Genomic DNA, 21,966 nt, shown 5'->3' on the forward strand with positions numbered 1-21,966 from the left:
CGATGAAACAGTTCGTCCTCCTGTTAACCCTGCTACCGCTCTTAACCCGCGCCCAATCCTACTTTCCTCCTAAAGGAGAATGGGCACACCGTCCCGCTGCGGCCCTCGGCCTCGACACGGCGCAGCTCAGAAAGGCCATCCGCCTCGCCGTCGACAACGAATCAAAGGCGCCCCGCGACCAGCACCTCGCTCAGGCCGAATCCTTCGGCCGCGAACCATTCGACGAACCCGTCGGCCCCCTGAAAGACCGCGGCGAAGCCACCGGACTCATCATCTATAAAGGATATATCGTCGCCGAATGGGGCGACCCCGCACGCGTCGACATCACCAACAGCGTCACAAAAAGTTTCCTTTCCACCGTCATCGGCCTCGCCGTCGACCAGGGCCTCATCCGCAACGTCCTGGACACCGTTGCCCCCTACATCCCCCCGATCGAACTCTTCAAACCCGGCTCCAACGACGACAACCTTATTTATCCTTTCTCGGGCGCCCACAACCGCACCCTCACCTGGGACGTCATGCTCCGCCAGACCAGCGACTGGGAAGGCACCCTCTGGGATAAACCCGACTGGGCCGACCGCCCCACCGGCAAACCCGAAGAATGGACCACCCGCAAACGCAACGCCCCGGGCGCCGTTTATAAATACAACGACGTCCGCGTCAACGCCTCGGCCCTCGCCGCCACCAGCGTCTGGCGCCAGCCCCTACCACAGATATTGAAAAAATTTATCATGGACCCAATCGGTGCGTCCTCTACATGGCGGTGGAACGGCTATCGGAATTCCTCGATCGTCCTCGACGGCCAGCCCGTCCAGTCCGTCAGCGGCGGCGGTCACTGGGGCGGCGGCATGTTCATCAACGCCTACGACATGGCCCGCTTCGGCCTGCTCACCCTCCACCGCGGCAACTGGGCCGGCAACCAGCTCATTTCTGAACAATGGGTCCGCCAGGCCCTCACCCCCACCCCGGCCCAGCCCACATACGGATATATGAACTGGTTCCTCAATACCGACCACAAACTGCTGCCCAGCGCCCCCGCCACGGCTTTCGTCCACATCGGTAACGGCACCAACATGATCTACGTAGACCCCGAACACGACCTCGTCGCCGTCGTTCGCTGGATAGAGAACTCCGCCATGGACGGAATGGTCAAACAACTCCTCAACGCTGTCAAATGATGCAATCATATAAAATAGAAACGGCCCGCCTCATCTTGCGCTGCTACATCCCCGGCGATGCGGAAAAATTACTCAGCGCCATCAACGGCAGCCTCGAACACCTCCGCCCCTGGATACCCTGGGCACAGGACCAGCCGCAGGAAATTGACTGGACAGCAAAGTTTATCAGACAGTTCAGAGGCCAGTTCGACCTCGGCCAGGACGCCGTATACGGAATATTTGACCCCCAGGAACAGGCGATCATCGGCGGCACAGGCCTCCACAACCGCGTAGGAAAAGACGCAAGAGAGATCGGCTACTGGATCAACGTCGGCCACATCAACCAGGGCTACGCCACCGAAGCCGTTTGCGCACTGATACGATCCGGATTTGAAATTGAAGGGCTCACCCGTCTTGAGATCCACTGCGACCCCGAAAATACCCCCAGCAACAATATTCCTCACAAACTGGGCTTCAGCCACGAACAAACGATAAAAAATAGTTCTACCGACCGCGACGGCCGCTTCCGCGACGAAAACATCTGGACCCTCAGCTCCACCCAATACGCCGCCAGCCCCATCCGCCAGACACCCATCAAAGCCTACGACTTCCTCGGCCGCCCCATCCCCCTCACCGCGTGAACGGTGTACTCCCCCGGCGTGAATCATCACCTATTTCCCCAGAGCCTTATACCTCAGCATAGCCTCAACAAAATAATAGTCCGCATACGTCAGCGGCACATCCACCTCCGACTTCGCCGGCAAATGCCCCACACTATGCTTCAAAATAAACCCACCATTAGACCCCACCACCGCATGATACGTACTCCCCGTTAAACCCACAATGATCTTCTCCGCCACATCCAGATACTCCTGCCCGCGGTCCGCCGGCACATACCCGCTGAGCTCGATCAGCGCCGAAGCCATGATCGACGCCGCAGACGCATCCCTCAACGCCCTCGGAATATCCGGTGCATTATAGTCCCAGTACGGGATCTTGTCAGCAGGTAAATGAGGATTGTTGAGTATAAAATGCGCGATATTCTCCGCCTGCGAAAGATACTTCGAATCATGCGTGCTGCGATACATTACCGTATAACCGTATAACCCCAGGACTGCCCGCGCGCCCAGGCGGAAGAATCCGCATACCCCTGCGCCGTCTTCTTCGCCAGCACATCCCCCGTTGCCGTGTCATAGTCGATCACATGATACGAGCTGTAGTCCGGCCGGAAATGATTCTTCATCGTCGTATTGGCATGCGTCACCGCGATCTTGTAGTAGGACGAATCGCCGCTGGCCTCAGTAGCCCAGAACAACAACTCCAGATTCATCATATTGTCGATGATCACCGGATATTTCCAGGGCTTGCTGTCCCACGACCGGATACAGCCTACCTTCGGATTGAACCGCGTCGACAACGAAGCCGCGCTGTTCAGCAACACCTGCTTATACTCCGGGTTTCCCAGCGTTTTCAGCGCATTCCCATAACTGCAATACATCATAAAACCCAGATCATGCGTCCCCTTGTTGTATTGCTCCTTCTCCAGCAGCTTCAGCCGGTCCTTCGCCTCCCGCACCAGCGCACTGTCATGCGAGAACTCATACAGATAGAACAGCGTCCCCGGATAAAAACCACTCGTCCACCAGCCCGAATTGCTGGTCTCCAGCCTGTCCCCCATCATATAATAGGTCTTGGGGAGACGATCGGCGGGAACACGGCCCATAAGTACTTTATATTGATTCACCGCTTGCCGGAGAGAACCGTCGATTAGACGTACAACAGCGGGTTTTGGACGGAGTCGGTCAGCTTTTTTCTGAGCGCTGGTGGGGTCCGATGAAAAAACACCCAGGGCCAGCAATACAATGGCAATTCGATACATGGCGTAAATGTAATATTTTTGTGGGTATGAGCGAAAAACTGAAGACCCTGGCTCGTGAATTTGCCGGCGAACTATACGACGATGACACCACACGAACCCTATATGCAACGGATGCCTCCGCCTACCGAGAAATGCCACAGGCCGTTGCCGTCCCCAGAACGACTGACGATCTGAAGAAGCTGATCCAGTTCGCCCGCTCCGAAAAACCTCCCTCATCCCCCGCACCGCAGGCACCTCCCTCGCAGGACAGGTGGTAGGAAGCGGCATCGTAGTCGACGTATCCAAATACTTCACTAAAATACTAGAGCTCAACACCGCTGAGAGATGGGTGCGCGTACAGCCCGGGGTTATCCGCGACGAACTCAACCTGTTCCTCAAACCCCACGGCCTCCTCTTCGGCCCCGAAACCTCCACCGCCAACCGCGCCATGATCGGCGGCATGGTCGGCAACAACTCCTGCGGGTCCAACTCAGTAGTCTACCGCAGCACCAGAGAACACGTACTCGAGATAAAAGCCCTGCTCAGCGACGGCACAGAAGCAACCTTCGGCGCCCTCGACCCCGACACCTTCCACGCCAGATGCGAAGGCAAAGGCCTCGAATCAACTATCTACCGGACAACCCGGACCATCCTCGGCGACTACAGCAATCAGGAGTCCATCCGCAAAGAGTTCCCGAAAAAAAGCATCGAAAGAAGGAATACCGGCTATGCCCTCGACGTCCTGCTCGATACCGCCCCCTTCACCGCAGGCCAACCCGACTTCAACTTCTGCAGCCTCCTCTCCGGATCGGAAGGGACCCTCGCCTTCATCACCGAGATCAAACTGGATCTCAGCCCCCTGCCCCCAAAAGAGACAGGCCTGCTCTGCGTCCACTTCAATAGCATCGACGAGTCCCTCCGCGCCAACCTCATCGCCCTGCGGTACAACCCCACCGCCAGCGAGCTCATCGACCACTATATTCTCGAGTGTACAAAGGACAATATCGAACAGAGCAAGAATAGGTTCTTCGTCCAGGGCGACCCCGGCGCCATCCTCGTCATAGAGTTTAAAAAAGATACCCGCGAAGAGATCTCCTCCATCGCCGCAGCAGCAGAGGCCGACATGCGCGCAGCCGGACTCGGCTACCACTTCCCCTCCTCTTCGGCGACGACACCAAAAAGATCTGGTCGCTCCGGAAGGCCGGCCTGGGACTCCTCAGCAACCTCCCCGGCGACGAAAAAGCCGTCCCCGTCATCGAGGATACCGCCGTCGACGTACAGGACCTCCCCAGCTATATCCGCGACTTCAACGAGATCCTGAAAAAATACCACCTTTACTCGGTCCACTACGCCCACGCAGGCAGCGGCGAGATCCACCTCCGCCCAATCATCAACCTCAAAACTAAAGAAGGCAACCAGCTCTTCCGCACCATCGCCGAAGAGATCGCCACGCTCGTCAAAAAATATCAGGGATCACTCAGCGGCGAACACGGCGACGGCCGCCTCCGCGGCGAATTCATCCCCCAAATGGTAGGTGAGAAGAACTACCAGCTCTTCCGCCGGATCAAACAGACCTGGGACCCGGAAAACATCTTCAACCCCGGCAAGATCGTGGATACCCCTCCCATGAATTCCATGCTCCGGTACGAGCCAGGACAAAATACACCACCCTTCCCCACCATCTTCCGATTCCACGACCAGGACATCCTTCAGCACGCCGAACAATGCAACGGCTCCGGTGACTGCCGAAAGACCCACCTCTCCGGAGGAACCATGTGCCCATCCTTCATGGCTACACGCAACGAAAAGGACACGACCCGCGCCGGGGCCAATATCCTTCGCGAATTCCTTACCCATTCGGACAAGCCCAACCGCTACGATAACAAAGAGATCTACGAGGTCATGGACCTCTGCCTCAGCTGCAAAGGCTGCAAATCGGAATGCCCTTCCAACGTCGACCTGGCCAAGCTGAAGGCCGAATTCCTCCAGCACTACTACGACGCCAACGGCGTTCCACTCCGCAGCAGACTGATCGCCGGCTTCACGGCCTCCGCCCGCCTCGGCTCCATCGCCCCCGGCATCTACAACTGGATGATGAAACAGTCGTGGGTCAAAAAAGCCGTAGGCTTTGCCGCCGACCGCTCTATGCCCCTGCTGCACAAGACAACCCTCCGCGGCTGGTACAAAAAACACAAAAAGCAGACATCCAATAAAAAAGTCTACCTCTTCTGCGACGAATTCACCAACTATAACGACACGGAGATCGGCATCAAAGCCATCGTCCTCCTCGAACGCCTCGGCTACGAGGTCATCATACCCGACCACGAAGAAAGCGGCCGCACCTGGATGTCCAAAGGCCTCATCCGCCACGCCAAAACCATCGTCAACAAGAACATAAGGGCCCTTTCTCCCCTCATCTCGGAAAACACGCCCCTCATCGGCATCGAACCCTCGGCCATCCTCACCTTCCGTGACGAATACCCCGACCTTGCCGACGACGACCTCCTCGAAAAAGCAAAAGCCCTGGCAAAAATACCTGGCTCATCGACGACTTCATCGCAAACGAAGCCGCCAGAGGCTCCATCACAAAGGACCAGTTCTCCAGAGAAACACGCGCCATCAAACTGCACGGACACTGCCAGCAAAAAGCCTTAGGCTCGACCGCCGGCTCCGTAAAAATGATGACCCTGCCGGAGAACTATACCGTAAGCACCATCCCCTCCGGCTGCTGCGGCATGGCAGGCTCATTCGGATACGAAAAAGAACACTACGACATATCCCAAAAAATAGGCGAGCTCGTCCTCCTGCCCACCGTCCGCCAGCAGACCGCTGAGACGCTCATCGCCGCCCCCGGCACCAGCCTGCCGCCACCAGATAAAAGACGGGACAGGACGCGTAGCCCTCCACCCGATCGAAATTTTATACGATGCCTGTATCGTTTAGGGACACTAACTTTGCACCACTATGGCATCAGAAATGAAAATAGACCCGAAGCTAAAGACCAATAATGATACCGGCTTCGGAACAAATGCAGCCAACTACGGCGGAAGATTCATCAACCGCGACGGCACCTTCAACCTCCGCAAGGAAGGCGTCTCCCTGATGAATCGCCTCAGCATCTATCACTATATGCTGACCCTCCCCCGGTGGAAATTCATCGGCCTGCTCGTCCTTTCCTATTTCGCTATCAATCTGGTCTATTGCTCCATCTACCTGCTTATCGGCCTCGACCAGCTGCAGGGCCTCCTTTCGACTACCCCTGGGGTAAATTCAAGGAAGCCTTCTTCTTCAGCACCGAAACATTCACCACCGTTGGCTACGGCCGCGTCAACCCCATCGGAGGATGGGCCAACCTCGTGGCCGCCATAGAAGGCATGAGCGGATTCCTCTCATTCGCCCTCGCCACTGGTCTCATCTTCGGACGCTTCTCCCGCCCCCGCGCCTACCTGGTGTTCAGCGACTTCGCCCTCGTCAGCCCCTTCAAGAGCGGTAAAGCCCTCATGTTCCGCTTCGCTCCCTACAAGGACAACCACACCCTTACCGACGTCCAGATCCGCGTCAACATCGGCCTCAAAGTCCTCCAGGACGACCTCACCGAGGAATATCGCTACTATGACCTCACCCTCGAACGCAGCAAGGTCGAAAGCCTGCCCATGAACTGGACCGTCGTCCACCCCATGGACGAGAACAGCCCCCTGAGAGACTTCACCTACAAAGACATGGCCGCCGCTGACGTCGAGATTTACGTCCTCATCCGCGGCTTCGACGACGTCTATTCCAACGTAGTCCAGGCACGAACGTCTTACACCTACCACGAAATAAAATTTGACGGGAAATTTGTTCCCATGTACCGCGAGAGCGAAGACGGCAGAACCACCATACTCGAGCTCCACAAGCTGAACGAATACACCGGACTGACCGACCGCTCATAACCGTCGATCGTCGGCCGTCCTCCTTCCGCAACCGATACACTTAATTAACAGAGGCATTACAAAAAAAGCCGTAAAATTGCGCAACTCCAGCCTGACTCATCACGTATCCTCTAAAAACAACCCCTTCCTTCATCGCAAACCTATATTAATTACCGGTTTAAACCGTTTTATTATTCGCCAGTCCAAGCGGGGTGGCTAATCAACTACTGTTGCGTCTAATCTATAAAATATTCCTTTCTTTAATCCTGTCATTTCTCCTGACCGCAACAGGCCGGGCTCAGGACTCCCTGAAAAACAACCAGATAGACCTCGTGGACGTCGGCCGCTCCTGGCTAAAGGGCCACCGGACCAAACGAATAGACACCGTCGCCCAAAAGGAGGGAAAACTTCACATCTCCGCCCTCCCTATCGCAGGTTATACCCTCCAGACCGGTTTCGCCGGCGTCCTGTCTTCCAACTTCGCCTTCTATACCAGCGAACACAGTCAGGCTAACATGTCCTCCGTCCTCACTAGTATCACCTACTCACAATACGAACAGATCATCCTTCCCGTCCAGGCCGACATCTGGACCAGGGGCAATAAATACAATATCGTCACCGACTGGCGCTTCCTGAAATATCCCTCCCAGACCTACGGACTCGGCGGCAATACCAGCGTGGACAGCGGCTATAATATCAACTACGGCTATCTGCGGCTTCATCAGGCCATTCTGAGGTCCGTTACCCGCGACCTGTACCTCGGGCTCGGCTACGACTTCGACTATTTCTGGAATATAAAGGAGGTCGACCCCCCTCCGGCCCCGGCAAGACCACCGATTTTGAGCGCTACGGGCTTACCAACACGGCGACCGCCTCAGGCATCTCCGCCCACCTGCTCTTTGACAGCCGCAGGAATTCCATTAATCCCGAAAAAGGCGACTACGCCAGCATAACATACCGTCCCAACTTCACCTTCCTGGGCAGCGACAACAACTGGCAGTCCCTGCTCTTCGACCTCCGGAAATACATCCCCTTTCCCGGCCGGTCCCATAACGTACTGGCCTTCTGGAGCTATGACTGGTTTACGGTGGGCGGTGGCAAGCCACCCTACCTGCTCCTCCCCAGCACCGGCTGGGACGCCTACAGCAATACAGCCCGTGGCTATATCCAGGGCCGCTTCCGTAGCAGGAACCTGGTCTACCTCGAGTCGGAATACCGATTTGGCATCACCACCAACGGCCTCCTCGGCGGGGTCGTCTTCGCCAACGCCCAGTCTTTTACCGAGACCAACCCGGGCAAATTCCAGTACCTCATCCCCGGCTACGGCGCCGGCCTCCGGATCAGCCTCAACAAATTCAGCCGCACCAACCTCTGCATCGACTACGGCTGGGGCATCCATGGCTCAGGCGGCTTTTTTGTCAACCTCGGCGAAGTTTTTTAACTTACCCATACTATGAGAAAATTAACTGCACTCGGCACAGCCCTGCTGTGCGCCGCCACCATGCACGCGCAAACCGCCATTCACGCGCAAAGCGCCAACACCCGGCACTGGCCATTCCTCCCCCAACCCCAGCCTCATCAAATCCTCCCGCCACGACAGCGCAGGCTGGATCTACGTCCACCTCGAGGGCTCCCCAAAAGACATCGGCTTCCAGCACGGCTACCTCCTCTCCGCCGAGATCGACGACCTCATCAAAACCATGCAGCACTTCCTCCCCCATAATTCCGGAAAAGACTGGTCCTTCTACCATGAAGCCGTAAAAAAAATGTTCTGGAATAAGATCGACAAAGAATACCAGGACGAACTCACCGGCATTGCCGAAGGCCATTAAAGCAAAAGGCAAAACATACGACGTCTACGACCTGGTAGTCCTCAACGGCAACATCGAGCTGGCCCAGTACTACGTCCCATGGATGGCCGAAAAAACACACCCCGGCGCCGCCGACAACAAGGCCCCCGGCAACTGCAGCGGCTTCATCGCCACCGGCAGCTATACCGCCGACGGTAAAATTGCCATCGGACACAACAACTGGACCGACTACATTCTCGGTGAACGCTGGAACGTCATCGCCGATATCGTCCCCCAAAAAGGCAACCGCCTCTTCATGGACATGATGCCCGGTCTCATCCACAGCGGCGATGACTTCGTCGTCACCGGCAGCGGCATCCTCATCACCGAAACGACCATCACCCAGTTCAAAGGGTTCGACCCCGACGGCATCCCCGAATTCGTCCGCGCCCGTAAAGCCGCACAATATGCCAATTCCATCGACGAATTCGTAAAGATCATGACCACCGGCAACAACGGAGGATACGCCAACGACTGGCTCGTCGGCGACACAAAGACCAACGAAATAGCCCGCCTCGAACTCGGCCTGAAGGTCCACAGAGTATGGCGCACAACAGACGGCATCTACACCGGCTCCAACTTCCCCAGCGACCCCGAACTCATCGCCCGGGAGACCACCTTCAGTCCAGCCGATAGTACCAACTCCCCCAACAGCCGCCGCCGGCGCTGGGAACAACTCACCAGCAACTACAAAGGAAAAATAGACGCGGAAACCGGCAAAACAATTGAAGGCGACTCATACAACGAACTTACCAAAGCCCGCGAAGCCAGCCGCTGCGTCATCGCCGGCAAAGTCGACACCGACCCCAAAGGCTGCCCCGAATGGGGCTGGCCCCCTTCTACCCCGGAGGAACCGTCCAGGGGAAAAGTCACAACCGCAGCCCTCGCAAAGGACCTCAAATTCTGGGCTCATATGGGGAACCCTAACGGCGACGACTTCCTGGTAAACCCCTTTCTTCAGCTACACCCCGAATTCAAATGGCAGGCCGGCTACCTCCGCGACATGAGATCCTACCCCTGGACCCTCTTCGCCGCCACCCCCTCTCCAACAAAATAAAACACCCTAATCCAGGACCATCCCAAAAAGTTCTCCCCGCGGCCCCGCCCCCAAAATAAAAAAGGTAACGTAGTGGCGGGTCGTCCCTACGTTACCTAACTTGATGTGACAGGCATCTGCCAATGTCTTAGTTTCTGCTCAGATTCAAACGGGCTACTCTTTTTGGTTAATCACAGGAGTAAGCTTGTTTATATGTATTGGGTATATAAGTCACTAACTTGCCACAAAATATGTACCACAAACGGTTTCCGCCCCCGTTGACCCCCAAATCTTGATCCCCGTCACGATCCCTCCCCCCCAAAAAAAATTTTTTTGGGGGCGCAAGGTTACATTTCCCCCACCGGCTCTGACTACTATTACCATTACCATTAAATCTATCTGGAATGAACCCAACTGATCGTACCTCTTTATTTGAACAGTTCATCGACCTCTACTACCCCTCCATCTTCTCGGCCATCCGCACCCTCGCGGGCTCAGCCGACGAAAAAGAGCTGGAGATCCTTACCGTAAAAGTCTTTGTCGACCTCTGGCAAAACAACGAAGACCTCTTCGGCGAGGTCCGCCCCCCGCCTATGTCTACAAGATACTCCTCCGCCACGTCCTCGACTTCCTCCAGAAAAAGGAGCCAACGAACACATCCACCACCTCCAAAACACCCTGCTCATCGACCCCGCATTCTACGAATCTATCATCCCGGAAAAGAACGACGACCCAACACCCTGATCCAGCCCACCGACCTGCCCCCCTTATCCGGGCTCCGGCCCCCATCAAAGATCTCTCAAATCAATAATCCCATTCTGCAACGCAAACCGGATGATCCCCGCTACATTCCGGGCCCCGATTCTTTTCGATATATTACTCCTGTACTGCTCCACCGTCCTCTCGGACAGGTAGACCATCTCACTGATCTCCCGCGCCGTCTTCTGCTGACAAACCAGCCGGATGATCTCTATCTCCCGCGCCGAAAAACCCGTATTCGCCACGATCAGCCGGCTATGCTGCTCCTCCGGAAAGACCCGGTGTATGATATGATTCCTCGCCTCCTTACAGAAATAGTCCTTTCCTTCCAGCAGGAACTCCACCGCCCTACTGAACTCCGTATCGTCTTCACTCTTGATCACATACCCGTGGACCCCCGCCTCGAACATCTTCAGCACTGCGGCCGGATAACCATTGAACGAATACGCCATGATCCTCGTCCGCGGACAATGATACTTCACCTCTTTCACGATCGCATCCCCGCTGCGATCCGGCAACACGTGATCCACGATCACCAGCCGTGGCTGATGCTCGATCGCCAGAGCGATACCCGCAGCCCCGTCATTCGCATGGTAAAAACCCCGAATTGCTCTCCTATCAGCAGCCGGATCCCGTTGATGATCATATTATGATCGTCTATCACCAATAGGGAATGATATTTCTTTGGTAGTGGATTCATACTAATGGGACTGTTATATCGACCGAATACCCCTTTGGCCAGTGGTTGTTCAGCCTGTAACTACCGTTGATCAGTTTCACCCGTTCCTCCATGTTCTTTAATCCAATCCCTCCTCCGAAACCACCCGCAAGACCGGGATTGATCCCCTCCCCGTCGTCGGAATAATAAAGGAGCAGCTTCCTCCCTTCTACGCCCAGCCTCACCGTGATCCTCCGGCACTCCGCATGCTTGATGGAATTGCTGATCAGCTCCTGCACTATCGCCTGCAGCTGGGTCAGCTGACCATACGACAGTATCTGGCCCCCATTGCTCACATTCAATGAATAACCGATCTCCGTCGCCGCCTCCACCTTCTCCAGCAACCCCGAGACCTCCTTTCCAAACGAACCCACCGTGCCCAGTTGCGACGACTTCAGGTCATGCGAGATATCCCGGACCGCATCCATGATCATCGAGATATGCTCCCGCATCTCGTCATCCCCACGCTTCTTCGCCAGCACACTGGCATATAAAACCATAGGGCCTATCTGGTCGTGAAAATTGCGGGCCAGCTGCAAACGCAGGTCCAGCAGCCGCCGCTGCTGCGTCGACCGATAAACAAAAAACCCGGCCACACCGCCAACCAACAGCAATCCGGTCAGCGAGAACAGCAGCAGCGTCGACTTATCCGCCGCCCGCTTCTGCTCATCCAGACGAACGAGCTCGTACCGTGCATTCTCCGCCTCCGCCAGCGCATAGAGATTGTTGTCCTTGTCGGCGCTGACCGTATAATACGCGGAATCCCGCAGCCGATATACTTTTCGCAGCTCGCCATAGGCTTCGGCATAACGCCCCTCTTCCGCCAGCATCCGGCTTCGTGCCTCCGGCACCACAGCAGGGTCAAGCGAAGAATACCGCACCTTGCCATCCCCATCCGTTAACAGCGACAGATAATACCTGGCGCTATCGCTGTTCTTCATTATAAAATAAAGATCGACCGCCTCCGAATACGCCCCCTCGCGATAAGAAGGCTGCAGTGCCGGACGAAATCCTTTGGTATTGACATCCCGGATGGCCGCCAGTAGACTGTCTCTCGCCGCTACCCACCGACCGAGCAGCCTGTTATATTCGTAATAGACATCGTGCCCGATATAGTCATACAACAGGCGGTAGTCCCTGTACTTGGCCGGGAAGCCGGCCACAGCCTCCATCACGCTATCCATCAGTCCGACCAGCCCCTTCGCCCGCATCGTGTCCCCGCTCCGGCAGGCTGCATAGTTCACAGACTGGAGAATGCTCATCGCAACAAACACCTGTTCAGGACTCGCATTTCCCCTCGGAATGGCGGAAGGCAGCTCCATCAGGGCAGGCCTGAGAGCCGCATACCTGGCAAAAACCCTGTTATAGTCGTGGTTATTGGCCAGCACCGTCAGCGCAAACAGATCCCCATGCGAAAACCCACCCTTCTCGAACTGCCCCAGCCGGGTCCGTTCTTCATTGTTCTTCTCGGAATAGTAGATAGCCTTCCCCAACTGATTGAGATTATACGCGTTGATAGCCAGATAAGTGTAGTATTGCGCCCTGTATTTCCCCCGACCGCTGTCTGCAAAAGCCAGTTGCCGGTAATTCGCCAGCCATTCCGGAAGACTATCCGCCTTCGCCAGCAGCGGCGCGATCGAATCCACCCCTTAAATAGTCGGTGTCCCGCAGCAAGCCCGAATGCCACCGGTTAAAAAGATCGTCCAGATGTAGTTTCTTACTGTCTGCCGGTTGGGCCTGAACGTAGCCCCCAAACAGGACCACCAGGCAGATAGGGAACAGTAGCCTTCGCATTGAGAATAAGCGCATCATCTCAAATATAGTACTTGTTCAATACACATATGGGGAAAGTTCTATACTTTTTGTATAGGGCGGGAGAGTGCTCTAACTTTCTATCATTGAAAGAGCTGACTGACCTTTACTACCCAAGTATCTTCGCCGCCATTTCCAGGCTCACCCGCCTGCCCGACCGGCAGGCGCTGGACACCCTTACCATGTCGGTCATCGCCGAACTCTGGGAGAAATCGGCAATCTTCGACCAGGAACCCCGCAAAGGCGTCTTTATATACAAAACGCTCCTGCACCACGTCTTTGCCTATTTAAAAAGCAAAGGTGATGAGAAACGTCTCGAATTTCTCCGCGAAACCCTGCCGATCAATTCAGAGTTTTACCTTTCCTGAAGAATTTTTTAACGATAACACTGGTGGCAATACCCGCCGCCATCTTGAACAGGCTCGTCTTTACATCAGCCGGACCGCCGAAAAAATGCGCCCACAGATTCTTTAGAATATTCGAAGGCTTGAACCGCTCCGCGATTTGGCTAACCCTCATACGCATATGCTGTTCATTGACGTAATTCTGGTGCTCCAGAGTACGTATCTCCTCCCTCAGTTCATCCAGTGTAGTGATCTTCCCCATGCCGTTCTATTTTAGGATCTTCCTGATCAGCATATTACTAAAGGGCTCCTTCAGCCACTGCCCACGCCGGGCATACAGCACGGCGGCGATAATGGCATACATCCCGCCAACAATAAAGAATCCATAGTAGCTTTTCCCCACCCAGTCTCCTATCAGCAGAGCCAGACCGATACTGAAGATAATGATCACAAACGAGCCTATAACGATCATCCCCAGCCCGGATACCAGCTCCCCGCTAACATCGGAAAGGCTTTCTATCGCCTTCAGCTTCCACAACGTAGTCCTCGTCTCGATATAATCGCCCGCGTCCGAAAGGAGGTTGTCGATATCCGTTGTTTGCTCTTCCATGGCTAGGACATCGAGTTTTTTGTCTTGCTGAAGCTGCCCTTCACCCCGTCCACAACCTCATTGAACTTATCCTTCACAGAGTCACCAAACCCGGCAAGTGAATCACCCAGATCATTTCCCGTCTCGATGATCTTCCTGCGGGTCTCGGAACCCTTGTCCGGAGCCAATAACAGACCTAACGCGCCGCCTACTGCTGCGCCCACGAGAAAACCGATCATTAACTTGGAGTTGTTGCTCATAACTTTGATTTTTTGTTCATGGATTGTATCCAAAAATCCTTGCCAGTTTCGCGTACGGGGCAGTTTCCGTCTCCCACGGTTGAATTGTGAAAAATATTCTACAATATGAGCAAGACCGCTGTCCCGGACATCGCTCGCCTACGCCTCCATCCTCCTACCGAAACATGACTATCTTTGTGTATTTTATCCCGATCTTTACGGTGCGGAATACAGGCATAAAGGACACGACCGGCCGGGTTACCATACCTGTACTACCATTGAAAACATGAAAACAGCAATCAAGAAATTTGCGATCGACTTGCGGATTCGCGTGGGATACGGGACGGCATTTTTCCTGTTGCTATCCTCCTACCTTCTGACACTATATGCTAATTCCGAACTGCTGAAACAGGCCCGCCTCGTCGACCACTCCAATAAAATAATCACCGACGTGGAAGCCCTGTTCTCCTCCCTGAAAGACGCAGAGTCCGGCTTCCGGGGCTACCTGCTCATGAACGACGATCATTTTATCGTCCCCTACGAATCCAGCCGCAGCGCCGTCGACAGCAGCTACACCCTGCTCCTCCGGGAGACCGCCGCCGACCAGGCCGAACACTACGAAATTGCTTCTCTCCGGCGCCTCATCGACAAAAAATACCAGGTCATGGAACAAAGCCTAAACCTCTACCGTCAGCAACCACAACTGCTCACCGACAGCCTGAAGATAAAAGAGTTCTTCGCCATGGAGATCATGACCCATATACGGTCCGTCGTCCGTCAGATCCAGACCAGCGAACAGCAGCGCCTCAGAGACAGGCTGGACGCCATGAGCACCCGCTACCGCACCCTCAACAACATCATTCTGACCTCCCTGGGTATGGCCGTTATCATGGCCCTCCTCGGGTTCTACACCTACAACTACGAGAACAAAGGCCGTCGGGTTGCAGACATCAAGATCGCAGAATACCAGCATTCCGGCTGAAAGAACAGATCCAGCAGCTCAACGACGCCAACAAACAGCTGATACAGATGCGCAGCATCGAGAAATTCGCCGCCACCGGCCGCATCGCCCGAACCATCGCCCACGAGGTCCGGAACCCCCTCACCAATATCAACCTCGCCGTCGAACAGCTGCAGGCCGAACTCGATGGCTCCTCCACCGAAAATACCGACCTCATGCTGACGATGATCAGCCGCAACAGCTCCCGGATCAACCTCCTGATCACCGACCTGCTCAATTCCACAAAATTCACCGACCTCGTATACAGACGCATCTCCATCAACCAACTCCTCGACGAAACCCTCGAACTGGCAAAAGACCGGCTGACCCTGAAAAACATTACCGTCGTCAAACACTATTCTGACGATGTCTGTGACATAGCCGTAGACGTGGAGAAAATGAAAATCGCTTTCCTGAATCTTATCGTAAACGCAATAGAAGCCATGGAACAGAGCGCGGGTATCCTGCAGCTAAAGACAACGGCAAAGGAGAATAAATGCGTTATCTCGATTACCGACAACGGTACCGGCCTCGACGAAGAATCCCTGTCGAAAGTATTTGAACCCTATTTTACCAGTAAAACAAAAGGTACCGGCCTGGGGCTGACCAATACGCAAAACATAATCCTCAACCACAACGGCCTGATCAGTCTGGAAAGCAAAAAAGGAGAAGGAACAACGTTTACGATACAACTGGATTTTGCATAAACAGCTTGTCTATCGCATCATTGATCATCTTGCGGGTCAGCGGTTTGGCAATGAACAGGTCCACCCCGCCTTCATAGGCCTTCTTTCTTTCAACAGCCCCGTCATGGGCCGTGATCATAATAATTTTGATCTCAGGATAATTCTGCTTCACATAAGGAATAAATTCAAGCCCGAACCCGTCCGGCAAATGGTTATCTAGAAACAGGAGGGAAGGAGCATTCTCCCGCAAAGCAGCAGTTGCTGCGGAAATTGAATTCACAAAACCAGTCTGAAAATTCCGCTGTTTCAGCATCCCGCTCAGCAAATAGCATATATCCAGTTCATCGTCAACAATCAGGACTTTATTATCTGTCATCATAGTTGTATCCTCTTAACCTTCAAATTTGGGTAACTCAACCTTTTCACATAACACTTTATTTACAATTTTATTGCCATACCAAAAAAGGACGGAATCAGGCACAAAATTCGCTCTCCGCCGCTTTTTAATACGCAGGTCTCACCGTTTTTTTGTAACTTGTAGCTTATAAGACTCCCCAATTTGGGGAATTTAGTCCCCACCCCATTCGTATAATACCCTTTCCCTAGAGTAGTAAAATTTTGGCAAGGGTTTTAGAATATACTGGTATAGTATTATTGAGTTATTCTGTTCGCACCCTTGTTATACTTTTTCCAGTAATTTTAAATTTTTGAAAACATCATCTATCTATGAAGCGAATTCTGATCATCGACGACGATATGGACATGTGCAATTTGCTGGGCCGGTTTCTCCAGAAAAAAGGATACGAAACAGAAGCCAGCCACAGCGGGAACAAGGGAATTGCCAAATTCAAGGAGTCCAAATTCGACGTCGTCCTTTGTGATTTCCGGCTGGGAGACAAAGAAGGTAGAGAAGTGCTGAAAGAGCTCAAGAATATAGACCCCTATGCCATCGTTATCATTATTACAGGTTATTCTGATATCAAGACTGCCGTCGACGTCATCAAGGCCGGCGCATTCGACTATATCACCAAGCCGCTGATCCCCGAAGAAGTGCTCAACGTCATCAGCAGGGCCCTCCAGCAATCTGCCGACGGGACAATCGAAGCCCCGCGCGCGACCGCACTGCCCAATGCCGCAGGCGGACCATCCAAAAAGCCGGGAAGATCTTTGGTGACGACGATTTCCTCGTAGGCCAGTCCCCGGCTACCCGCGAGCTCTATCGTCAGATCGAACTCGTCGCCCCCACTAACTACAGCATCATCCTGTATGGAGAATCCGGCACCGGAAAAGAAGTGATCGCCCGAACCATTCACCAGAATAGCGCCCGGAAAGACAAGCCCTTTGTCGCCATGGACTGCGGTACCCTCTCGAAGGAACTCGCCGGCAGCGAACTCTTCGGACACGTTAAAGAGCGCCTTCACGGGCGCTCAGAACGACAAGGAAGGCCAGCTTCGAGCTCGCCAACGGCGGCACCCTCTTCCTCGACGAGGTCGCCAACCTTTCGGTCGAGATCCAGGCCGCCCTCCTGCGCGTCATCCAGGAACGCAAATTCAAACGCGTCGGCGGCGTAAAGGAAATGGAGACTGACGTGCGCATCATCGTCGCCTCCAACGAAAACCTCCAGGAAGCCTACCGCAAAGGCAAGTTCCGCGAAGACCTCTTCCACCGTTTTAATGAATTCTCCATCGTACTGCCGGCCTTCCGCCAGCGCAGGAGAAGATATTCCCCTCTTCGCCGAATTCTTCCTCTCGAGAGCCAACAAAGAACTCAATAAAGAAGTTGCGGGCTTCGACCCCGACGTCATGCAGATCTTCCTCAACTACCCCTGGCCAGGCAACCTCCGGGAATTCCGCAATGTCATCCGCCGCGCAGCGCTGTTGACCTCCTCCGGACTCGTCAACTCCCGCGTCCTGCCCGCGGAAATAGTCGACACCAACAGCTTTGGCTTCAACCCGATGATCGAGGCGCCCACGACCGCCCCCATTCAGCACCACCCGATCGCACACAAGGAGACCGACCTGAAGAACGCCGCCGCCCAGGCCGAATACGATACCATTATGAACGTGCTGAAACAGGTCAACTACAACAAATCCCGGGCTGCCGAGATCCTCAAGATCGACCGGAAAACACTATACAACAAGATCAAAAGCTACCAACCTTAATATACCTCAACTATTACCCTCTGAGTAGTGTGGGCGCTGAAATAACCCAGCGCCCCATTGCTTATATTACTCACCGGATTGGCCGGCGTCGCCGTCTGAAAATCATTATTCCCCGTTACACCCGAAAGACTGTAAAAAATACTGGTACACATTCCTGTCCACGCAATTCATCGTCACCATCAGCTGGTCCCCCTTCTGTAGATAAGTACTGTCATTGAACAAAGGTTCCTGGATATACCTCCCATCCGAAAGCCTGTCCTCAAACACAAAAACGTCCGGGATCAGCCTCCCCCTTTCGACTCGCTGAACTGATAATAGTTCGCCTCCCCCGGCGGATCCTGGAAATTCAGGACCGCATTGATGTCCTTATGATTGTTGATATCGGTATTCATCGCAAAACTCACCGAATCCAGTACCACCGGCCTCGGCATCGTCGAGCTCGCCGTATACAACTGTCCCCCCACAGTCACGGACAGCAGGTGAGGCATGCCCCGGCGGCGACGAGAACGTCCGCGTAGTATACATCCCCGCTTCCGCCTCCTTCAGCACCGCCATTAGCCCGTTATTGCTGTCCGTCACCGTCACCACGGCACCCGACACCGGCGGATAGCTATTGCTGGCGGAGAAAGGCACCGACCGCGAGATCTTCACCTGCGGCGCCCCCGCATTCGTAACCTCCCCCTCGATGACCGCTGCGACGGGGACGTCCCGGAAGCTCCACACTCACCACCTTCTTACAACCCGCCACCACCAGCAGTACCCCCGCAACCAAAATTCCCTTTTTCATTGACTCAAAATTTAAAATTCCACGTCACCGACGGTATCCACCTGAACAAGGCATACCTCAGCGCCCGCGTCTGCGTCGGATCATCCGGGTCATTCTGAAACACGATACTATACGTATTCTCCCTCCCATAAAGATTATACACCGAAAAAGTCCAGCTACTCTCAAACTTTCTCTTCTTCCCGCCCGCCGTCACACCGCCTTCATCACCCTGGATAACACCATCCCCTACCCTCCGGGCCCCAGCCGATCGCCTACCCTGCAGCGTGGCTGCCACATCCATCCGGTGATACGCCGGCATCCTGTACCCATTCCGCTCCGAATATAAAAAGGCGGTCTGCCCCGCCACCTGATACTTCCCGCTGGGAAAAGTCACGGCATTACCCGTATAATAAACCCAGGTCCCCGACAAGGTCCACCGCCGGCTGGCCTGGTAGATCCCAACAACACCGATATCATGCGTCCTGTCCTGCCTCGCCGGATACCACTGCCCCGGTTGACACCGTCGATCTTCAGCTCGGTACGGGACAGGGTATAACTGACCCAACCTGTAAATCGCCCCTCCTTCTTCTTCAGCAAGAACTCCAGCCCATACGCCCTGCCGGAACCATACACCAACTGCGATTCTACATTCTCGTTAGCCACCAGTTGCGCCCCGTTCTTGTAGTCGATCTGATTGCTCATCGCCTTATAATATCCCTCCGCCGACAACTCGTACCGGTCATCGCTGAAATTCCTGAAATAGCCCAACGACACCTGATCCGCGACCTCCGGTTTCACGTTATTGCTGCTCGGTATCCACAGATCGGTTGGATTGGCGGAAGTAGAATTGGACAAAAGATGCAGCACCTGCGTATTGCGGTTGTACCCCGCCTTGACAGAACTCGACGCATCCAGCCGCCAGCTCGCGGATACACGCGGCTCCGCATTGACATAGGTTTTCACGAACCTTCCCTCCCGGTATTTCGCAGAGTCGGTCACATTCCCCGCGTCGTCGTAGGTATAGAACGTTCCGGGACCGATAACTGAAAAGGCACCAGCCCTTATCCCGTAGTTGATATGCAGACTCTCCGCCGGCGACCACTCATGCGAGACATAAACGGCATTCTCGAGACTATACTTCTTCTGCAGCGACAGCGAATTATAGCTGGACTGCCGCGAGGCGGATATAACGCCTGGAGAGATGGTATGATGGATGACGCTGCCGCCGAAATCGATCTTATTGTCGGCATTGACATAAAACTGCAGGTCATCCTTCAGATTGAAGTCACGGATATCCGACGTGATGTGAATGTCGTTGTTGTTGGAATTGATCCGGATCTTATAGCTGTAGTCACTGTAGATGAAGGAAGCATTCGAAAAAAGCCGGCTGTTGAAGACGTGATTCCACCGCGCAGTACCCGTAACATTTCCATAGTCGATACCGAAGGTTTCACCAAACGACAAATTGTCCCTTCCAAAATACCCTGACAAATAGACCCGATCGTGCGACCCCAGTCGGTAATTGCCCTTGATGTTCAGGTCATAAAAATAAAGACTGTTCTGCCTTGTCGAAGAATCCCCCGACAGCTTGAGAAAAACATCGGCATAGGTTCTGCGGCCGCTGACGGAAAAAGACCCCTGATCTTTAACGATGGGTCCTTCCGCATTCAGCCGACTCGAGATCAGGCCGATGCCGCCCCCGAAATGATAGTCCTTGTCATTGCCGTCATTCATTCGGATATCCACAGCCGAAGAAAGCCGTCCGCCATACTCCGCCGGCATGGCGCCCTTATAGACGGTCACGTCCTTGATAGCGTCTGAGTTGAAAGTGGAAAAAAAGCCCAGCAGATGAGACGGATTGTAGACCGTCGCCTCGTCCAGCAATATCAGGTTCTGATCTGCTCCTCCTCCCCTCACATAACTGCTACTGTTGCCATCACCCGCCGACTGTATTCCCGGCAACAGCTGGATGGTCTTGAGTACGTCCTTCTCACCGAACAACACCGGAATATTCCGGATCTCATCCGTTGTCAGTTTCTGCACGCCCATCAATGGCCGGGAAATGTTTTCACTCCTCTTCTGTGCGCTGACTATGACACCCGTCAGTTCACCCGTCGCAGCGTCCATTTCCACCGGCTGCAGGATATTTCTGTGCAGGTCGACAGGTACCGTATCCGTCGGATAGCCGGTAAAACTTATGAGCAAATGATAGTTGCCCGCCGCAGCACTGATCGCGAACCAGCCATAAGCATTGCTGAGGACCGTGCTTCTCGCGACTTCCTGCAGACTCACCGAAGCGCCGATCAGGACCTCTCCCGTCTTTCGGTCCCTGACAGTACCACTAATGGTAAAGCGCCCCTGCCCCTGCACCATTGCCGGAAGGAAAAAAGCAGGCCTAAACAGCCCCCAATCCATTTATTGAAATAGCTCGGCAAGCGACGGGTCCCTATAGTCTGCAATATAGCCAAGGACATTGGGATACGAAAGGAATTCGGTCTTATCATGCATCGTCGTCAGCACTATACACTTCATTCCCGCCCTCAGCGCCGCCTCTACCCCCTTGGGCGCATCCTCGAACACCACACAGTCACCCGGGGCTAGCCCCAGCCCTTCCGCGGCCTTTAGGAACGTTTCAGGATCCGGTTTGCTGATAACCACTTCATTAGCGCTCACGATCACCGGGAAATAGCGCCGGATCTCCAGGTTATCCAGGACAAAATCGATATTAAAGGGGATGGCAGCCGATCCGATGGCCATCAGGATACCCTGCCGGCTCGCCTTCTCCAGCAGCTCGTGCAATCCGTCGATCAGCCGCAAATGTGGCCGGAAAGCGGTCTGATAATTCGTCTCCTTTTTTCGGGAGATAGCCTCCACCTCTGCGGGCGTAAAACGTCCCTTTCCAAATATTCGGTCCAGCAATTCTTCATTCTTCCCGTACATATGACTCTTCACCTCCTCCCGCGTAAGCCCAGCCTTCAGATCGTCGTTGAGAATATTATACCACGCGATACTGTGATATTCCATGTCGTTGATCATCGTTCCGTTCAAATCAAAAACAAAAGCCTTAAACTTACCCATT

The 21,966-nt window shown here is 54.4% G+C and carries 33 protein-coding genes and 1 pseudogene; 18 read left to right on the forward strand and 16 right to left on the reverse strand.

The features are described 5' to 3' along the window. Positions 1-2 precede the first annotated feature (2 nt). Both ACQ86N_RS32125 and ACQ86N_RS32130 read left to right on the forward strand, forming a co-directional pair. Positions 3-1,178, forward strand: a complete 1,176-nt coding sequence (locus ACQ86N_RS32125; RefSeq protein ID WP_431210599.1) for a serine hydrolase domain-containing protein — start codon at positions 3-5, stop codon at positions 1,176-1,178. Between the two features lie 35 nt (positions 1,179-1,213). Beyond that, complete coding sequence (locus tag ACQ86N_RS32130) at positions 1,214-1,798, forward strand: GNAT family N-acetyltransferase (RefSeq protein WP_431210600.1); 585 nt, start codon at positions 1,214-1,216, stop codon at positions 1,796-1,798. Positions 1,799-1,828: 30 nt separating this feature from the next. Here the strand turns inward: ACQ86N_RS32130 and ACQ86N_RS32135 are convergent, their stop codons facing one another. Beyond that, entirely contained in the window at positions 1,829-2,245 is a 417-nt protein-coding gene (locus tag ACQ86N_RS32135) for a hypothetical protein (RefSeq protein WP_431210601.1), read from the reverse strand. After that, positions 2,245-2,880 (reverse strand): hypothetical protein, encoded by a 636-nt coding sequence (locus tag ACQ86N_RS32140; RefSeq protein ID WP_431210602.1) that lies wholly within the window; start codon positions 2,878-2,880, stop codon positions 2,245-2,247. Before ACQ86N_RS32140 ends, ACQ86N_RS32135 begins: the two co-directional genes overlap by 1 nt. Positions 2,881-3,062: 182 nt before the next feature. Between ACQ86N_RS32140 and ACQ86N_RS32145 the strand changes: the two genes are divergently transcribed. The 7 genes from ACQ86N_RS32145 (at position 3,063) to ACQ86N_RS32175 (ending at position 8,367) form a co-directional block, all read left to right on the forward strand. Next, entirely contained in the window at positions 3,063-3,293 is a 231-nt protein-coding gene (locus ACQ86N_RS32145) for a hypothetical protein (protein WP_431210603.1), read from the forward strand. Further along, positions 3,287-4,336: an FAD-binding oxidoreductase gene (locus ACQ86N_RS32150; RefSeq protein WP_431210604.1), complete on the forward strand. Its 1,050-nt coding sequence runs from the start codon at positions 3,287-3,289 to the stop codon at positions 4,334-4,336. The genes ACQ86N_RS32145 and ACQ86N_RS32150 overlap by 7 nt, the downstream gene beginning before the upstream one ends. After that, the gene (locus ACQ86N_RS32155) at positions 4,222-5,670 is read left to right on the forward strand and encodes an FAD-binding and (Fe-S)-binding domain-containing protein (RefSeq protein WP_431217687.1); all 1,449 of its coding nucleotides are present in this window, start codon (positions 4,222-4,224) and stop codon (positions 5,668-5,670) included. The genes ACQ86N_RS32150 and ACQ86N_RS32155 overlap by 115 nt, the downstream gene beginning before the upstream one ends. A gap of 23 nt (positions 5,671-5,693) precedes the next feature. Further along, a complete protein-coding gene (locus ACQ86N_RS32160; RefSeq protein ID WP_431210605.1) occupies positions 5,694-6,023 on the forward strand; it encodes a hypothetical protein in 330 nt (109 codons plus the stop codon). Between the two features lie 138 nt (positions 6,024-6,161). Further along, positions 6,162-6,947: an ion channel gene (locus ACQ86N_RS32165; RefSeq protein WP_431210606.1), complete on the forward strand. Its 786-nt coding sequence runs from the start codon at positions 6,162-6,164 to the stop codon at positions 6,945-6,947. 209 nt (positions 6,948-7,156) lie between these two features. Further along, positions 7,157-7,879: a hypothetical protein gene (locus ACQ86N_RS32170; RefSeq protein ID WP_431210607.1), complete on the forward strand. Its 723-nt coding sequence runs from the start codon at positions 7,157-7,159 to the stop codon at positions 7,877-7,879. Next, a complete protein-coding gene (locus ACQ86N_RS32175; protein ID WP_431217688.1) occupies positions 7,819-8,367 on the forward strand; it encodes a hypothetical protein in 549 nt (182 codons plus the stop codon). The genes ACQ86N_RS32170 and ACQ86N_RS32175 overlap by 61 nt, the downstream gene beginning before the upstream one ends. Positions 8,368-8,377: 10 nt before the next feature. Here the strand turns inward: ACQ86N_RS32175 and ACQ86N_RS32180 are convergent, their stop codons facing one another. Further along, the gene (locus tag ACQ86N_RS32180; protein WP_431210608.1) at positions 8,378-8,755 is read right to left on the reverse strand and encodes a hypothetical protein; all 378 of its coding nucleotides are present in this window, start codon (positions 8,753-8,755) and stop codon (positions 8,378-8,380) included. Between ACQ86N_RS32180 and ACQ86N_RS32185 the strand changes: the two genes are divergently transcribed. Together ACQ86N_RS32185 and ACQ86N_RS32190 are read left to right on the forward strand one after the other, a co-directional pair. Beyond that, entirely contained in the window at positions 8,742-9,833 is a 1,092-nt protein-coding gene (locus ACQ86N_RS32185) for a C45 family autoproteolytic acyltransferase/hydolase (RefSeq protein WP_431210609.1), read from the forward strand. The genes ACQ86N_RS32180 and ACQ86N_RS32185 overlap by 14 nt on opposite strands. Positions 9,834-10,349: 516 nt before the next feature. After that, entirely contained in the window at positions 10,350-10,556 is a 207-nt protein-coding gene (locus tag ACQ86N_RS32190) for a hypothetical protein (RefSeq protein ID WP_431210610.1), read from the forward strand. A gap of 44 nt (positions 10,557-10,600) precedes the next feature. Here ACQ86N_RS32190 and ACQ86N_RS32195 read toward each other — a convergent pair whose 3' ends face one another. Genes ACQ86N_RS32195 through ACQ86N_RS32210 form a run of 4 tightly spaced genes read right to left on the reverse strand, consistent with a single transcriptional unit; the run spans position 10,601 to position 13,083 of the window. Beyond that, a complete protein-coding gene (locus ACQ86N_RS32195; RefSeq protein WP_431210611.1) occupies positions 10,601-11,107 on the reverse strand; it encodes a response regulator transcription factor in 507 nt (168 codons plus the stop codon). Then, entirely contained in the window at positions 11,104-11,271 is a 168-nt protein-coding gene (locus ACQ86N_RS32200) for a hypothetical protein (RefSeq protein WP_431210612.1), read from the reverse strand. Before ACQ86N_RS32200 ends, ACQ86N_RS32195 begins: the two co-directional genes overlap by 4 nt. Then, a complete protein-coding gene (locus ACQ86N_RS32205; RefSeq protein ID WP_431210613.1) occupies positions 11,268-12,935 on the reverse strand; it encodes a sensor histidine kinase in 1,668 nt (555 codons plus the stop codon). The genes ACQ86N_RS32200 and ACQ86N_RS32205 overlap by 4 nt, the downstream gene beginning before the upstream one ends. Further along, positions 12,898-13,083 (reverse strand): hypothetical protein, encoded by a 186-nt coding sequence (locus ACQ86N_RS32210; RefSeq protein ID WP_431210614.1) that lies wholly within the window; start codon positions 13,081-13,083, stop codon positions 12,898-12,900. The genes ACQ86N_RS32205 and ACQ86N_RS32210 overlap by 38 nt, the downstream gene beginning before the upstream one ends. Positions 13,084-13,187: 104 nt before the next feature. On the opposite strand from ACQ86N_RS32210, the gene ACQ86N_RS32215 reads away from it, so the two are divergent. Then, entirely contained in the window at positions 13,188-13,469 is a 282-nt protein-coding gene (locus ACQ86N_RS32215; RefSeq protein WP_431210615.1) for a hypothetical protein, read from the forward strand. On the opposite strand, the gene ACQ86N_RS32220 is transcribed toward ACQ86N_RS32215, so the two are convergent. Genes ACQ86N_RS32220 through ACQ86N_RS32230 form a run of 3 tightly spaced genes read right to left on the reverse strand, consistent with a single transcriptional unit; the run spans position 13,444 to position 14,294 of the window. After that, positions 13,444-13,707 (reverse strand): hypothetical protein, encoded by a 264-nt coding sequence (locus ACQ86N_RS32220; protein ID WP_431210616.1) that lies wholly within the window; start codon positions 13,705-13,707, stop codon positions 13,444-13,446. The genes ACQ86N_RS32215 and ACQ86N_RS32220 overlap by 26 nt on opposite strands. A gap of 6 nt (positions 13,708-13,713) precedes the next feature. Next, positions 13,714-14,055, reverse strand: a complete 342-nt coding sequence (locus ACQ86N_RS32225) for a hypothetical protein (protein ID WP_431210617.1) — start codon at positions 14,053-14,055, stop codon at positions 13,714-13,716. Between the two features lie 2 nt (positions 14,056-14,057). Next, positions 14,058-14,294 carry a YtxH domain-containing protein gene (locus ACQ86N_RS32230; protein ID WP_431210618.1) on the reverse strand — a complete coding sequence of 79 codons (237 nt, stop codon included), beginning with the start codon at positions 14,292-14,294 and terminating at the stop codon, positions 14,058-14,060. Between the two features lie 265 nt (positions 14,295-14,559). On the opposite strand from ACQ86N_RS32230, the gene ACQ86N_RS32235 reads away from it, so the two are divergent. Beyond that, positions 14,560-15,255 (forward strand): CHASE3 domain-containing protein, encoded by a 696-nt coding sequence (locus ACQ86N_RS32235; protein ID WP_431210619.1) that lies wholly within the window; start codon positions 14,560-14,562, stop codon positions 15,253-15,255. A gap of 47 nt (positions 15,256-15,302) precedes the next feature. Continuing rightward, positions 15,303-15,980 (forward strand): two-component system sensor histidine kinase NtrB, encoded by a 678-nt coding sequence (locus ACQ86N_RS32240; protein ID WP_431210620.1) that lies wholly within the window; start codon positions 15,303-15,305, stop codon positions 15,978-15,980. On the opposite strand, the gene ACQ86N_RS32245 is transcribed toward ACQ86N_RS32240, so the two are convergent. Further along, positions 15,955-16,338 (reverse strand): response regulator, encoded by a 384-nt coding sequence (locus ACQ86N_RS32245; protein ID WP_431210621.1) that lies wholly within the window; start codon positions 16,336-16,338, stop codon positions 15,955-15,957. The genes ACQ86N_RS32240 and ACQ86N_RS32245 overlap by 26 nt on opposite strands. A gap of 347 nt (positions 16,339-16,685) precedes the next feature. Here ACQ86N_RS32245 and ACQ86N_RS32250 point away from each other — a divergent pair, with 347 nt between their 5' ends. The 4 genes and pseudogenes from ACQ86N_RS32250 to ACQ86N_RS32265 all read left to right on the forward strand — a co-directional run bounded on the left by ACQ86N_RS32250 (position 16,686) and on the right by ACQ86N_RS32265 (position 18,121). After that, positions 16,686-17,150, forward strand: coding sequence for a response regulator (locus ACQ86N_RS32250; RefSeq protein WP_431210622.1), 465 nt, complete (start codon positions 16,686-16,688; stop codon positions 17,148-17,150). Positions 17,151-17,185: 35 nt separating this feature from the next. Beyond that, positions 17,186-17,530 carry a sigma 54-interacting transcriptional regulator gene (locus tag ACQ86N_RS32255; RefSeq protein ID WP_431217689.1) on the forward strand — a complete coding sequence of 115 codons (345 nt, stop codon included), beginning with the start codon at positions 17,186-17,188 and terminating at the stop codon, positions 17,528-17,530. Then, a pseudogene (locus ACQ86N_RS32260) lies at positions 17,452-17,733 on the forward strand (sigma 54-interacting transcriptional regulator); the annotation flags it as partial. The gene ACQ86N_RS32255 and the pseudogene ACQ86N_RS32260, both read left to right, overlap by 79 nt. Beyond that, on the forward strand, positions 17,633-18,121 hold the full coding sequence (locus tag ACQ86N_RS32265) for a helix-turn-helix domain-containing protein (protein ID WP_431210623.1): 489 nt from the start codon (positions 17,633-17,635) through the stop codon (positions 18,119-18,121). The pseudogene ACQ86N_RS32260 and the gene ACQ86N_RS32265, both read left to right, overlap by 101 nt. Before the next feature lie 281 nt (positions 18,122-18,402). Here ACQ86N_RS32265 and ACQ86N_RS32270 read toward each other — a convergent pair whose 3' ends face one another. The 5 genes from ACQ86N_RS32270 to ACQ86N_RS32290 all read right to left on the reverse strand — a co-directional run bounded on the left by ACQ86N_RS32270 (position 18,403) and on the right by ACQ86N_RS32290 (position 21,965). Continuing rightward, complete coding sequence (locus ACQ86N_RS32270; RefSeq protein ID WP_431210624.1) at positions 18,403-18,609, reverse strand: hypothetical protein; 207 nt, start codon at positions 18,607-18,609, stop codon at positions 18,403-18,405. A gap of 122 nt (positions 18,610-18,731) precedes the next feature. Continuing rightward, positions 18,732-18,908 carry a hypothetical protein gene (locus tag ACQ86N_RS32275; RefSeq protein ID WP_431210625.1) on the reverse strand — a complete coding sequence of 59 codons (177 nt, stop codon included), beginning with the start codon at positions 18,906-18,908 and terminating at the stop codon, positions 18,732-18,734. Between the two features lie 4 nt (positions 18,909-18,912). Beyond that, positions 18,913-19,281 (reverse strand): hypothetical protein, encoded by a 369-nt coding sequence (locus ACQ86N_RS32280; RefSeq protein ID WP_431210626.1) that lies wholly within the window; start codon positions 19,279-19,281, stop codon positions 18,913-18,915. Further along, positions 19,278-21,302: a TonB-dependent receptor gene (locus tag ACQ86N_RS32285; RefSeq protein ID WP_431210627.1), complete on the reverse strand. Its 2,025-nt coding sequence runs from the start codon at positions 21,300-21,302 to the stop codon at positions 19,278-19,280. Before ACQ86N_RS32285 ends, ACQ86N_RS32280 begins: the two co-directional genes overlap by 4 nt. Further along, positions 21,303-21,965, reverse strand: a complete 663-nt coding sequence (locus tag ACQ86N_RS32290; protein WP_431210628.1) for an HAD family hydrolase — start codon at positions 21,963-21,965, stop codon at positions 21,303-21,305. Position 21,966: the final 1 nt, after the last annotated feature.

The sequence above is a fragment of the Puia sp. P3 genome (genome assembly GCF_050632245.1).
Taxonomy (GTDB): domain Bacteria; phylum Bacteroidota; class Bacteroidia; order Chitinophagales; family Chitinophagaceae; genus Puia.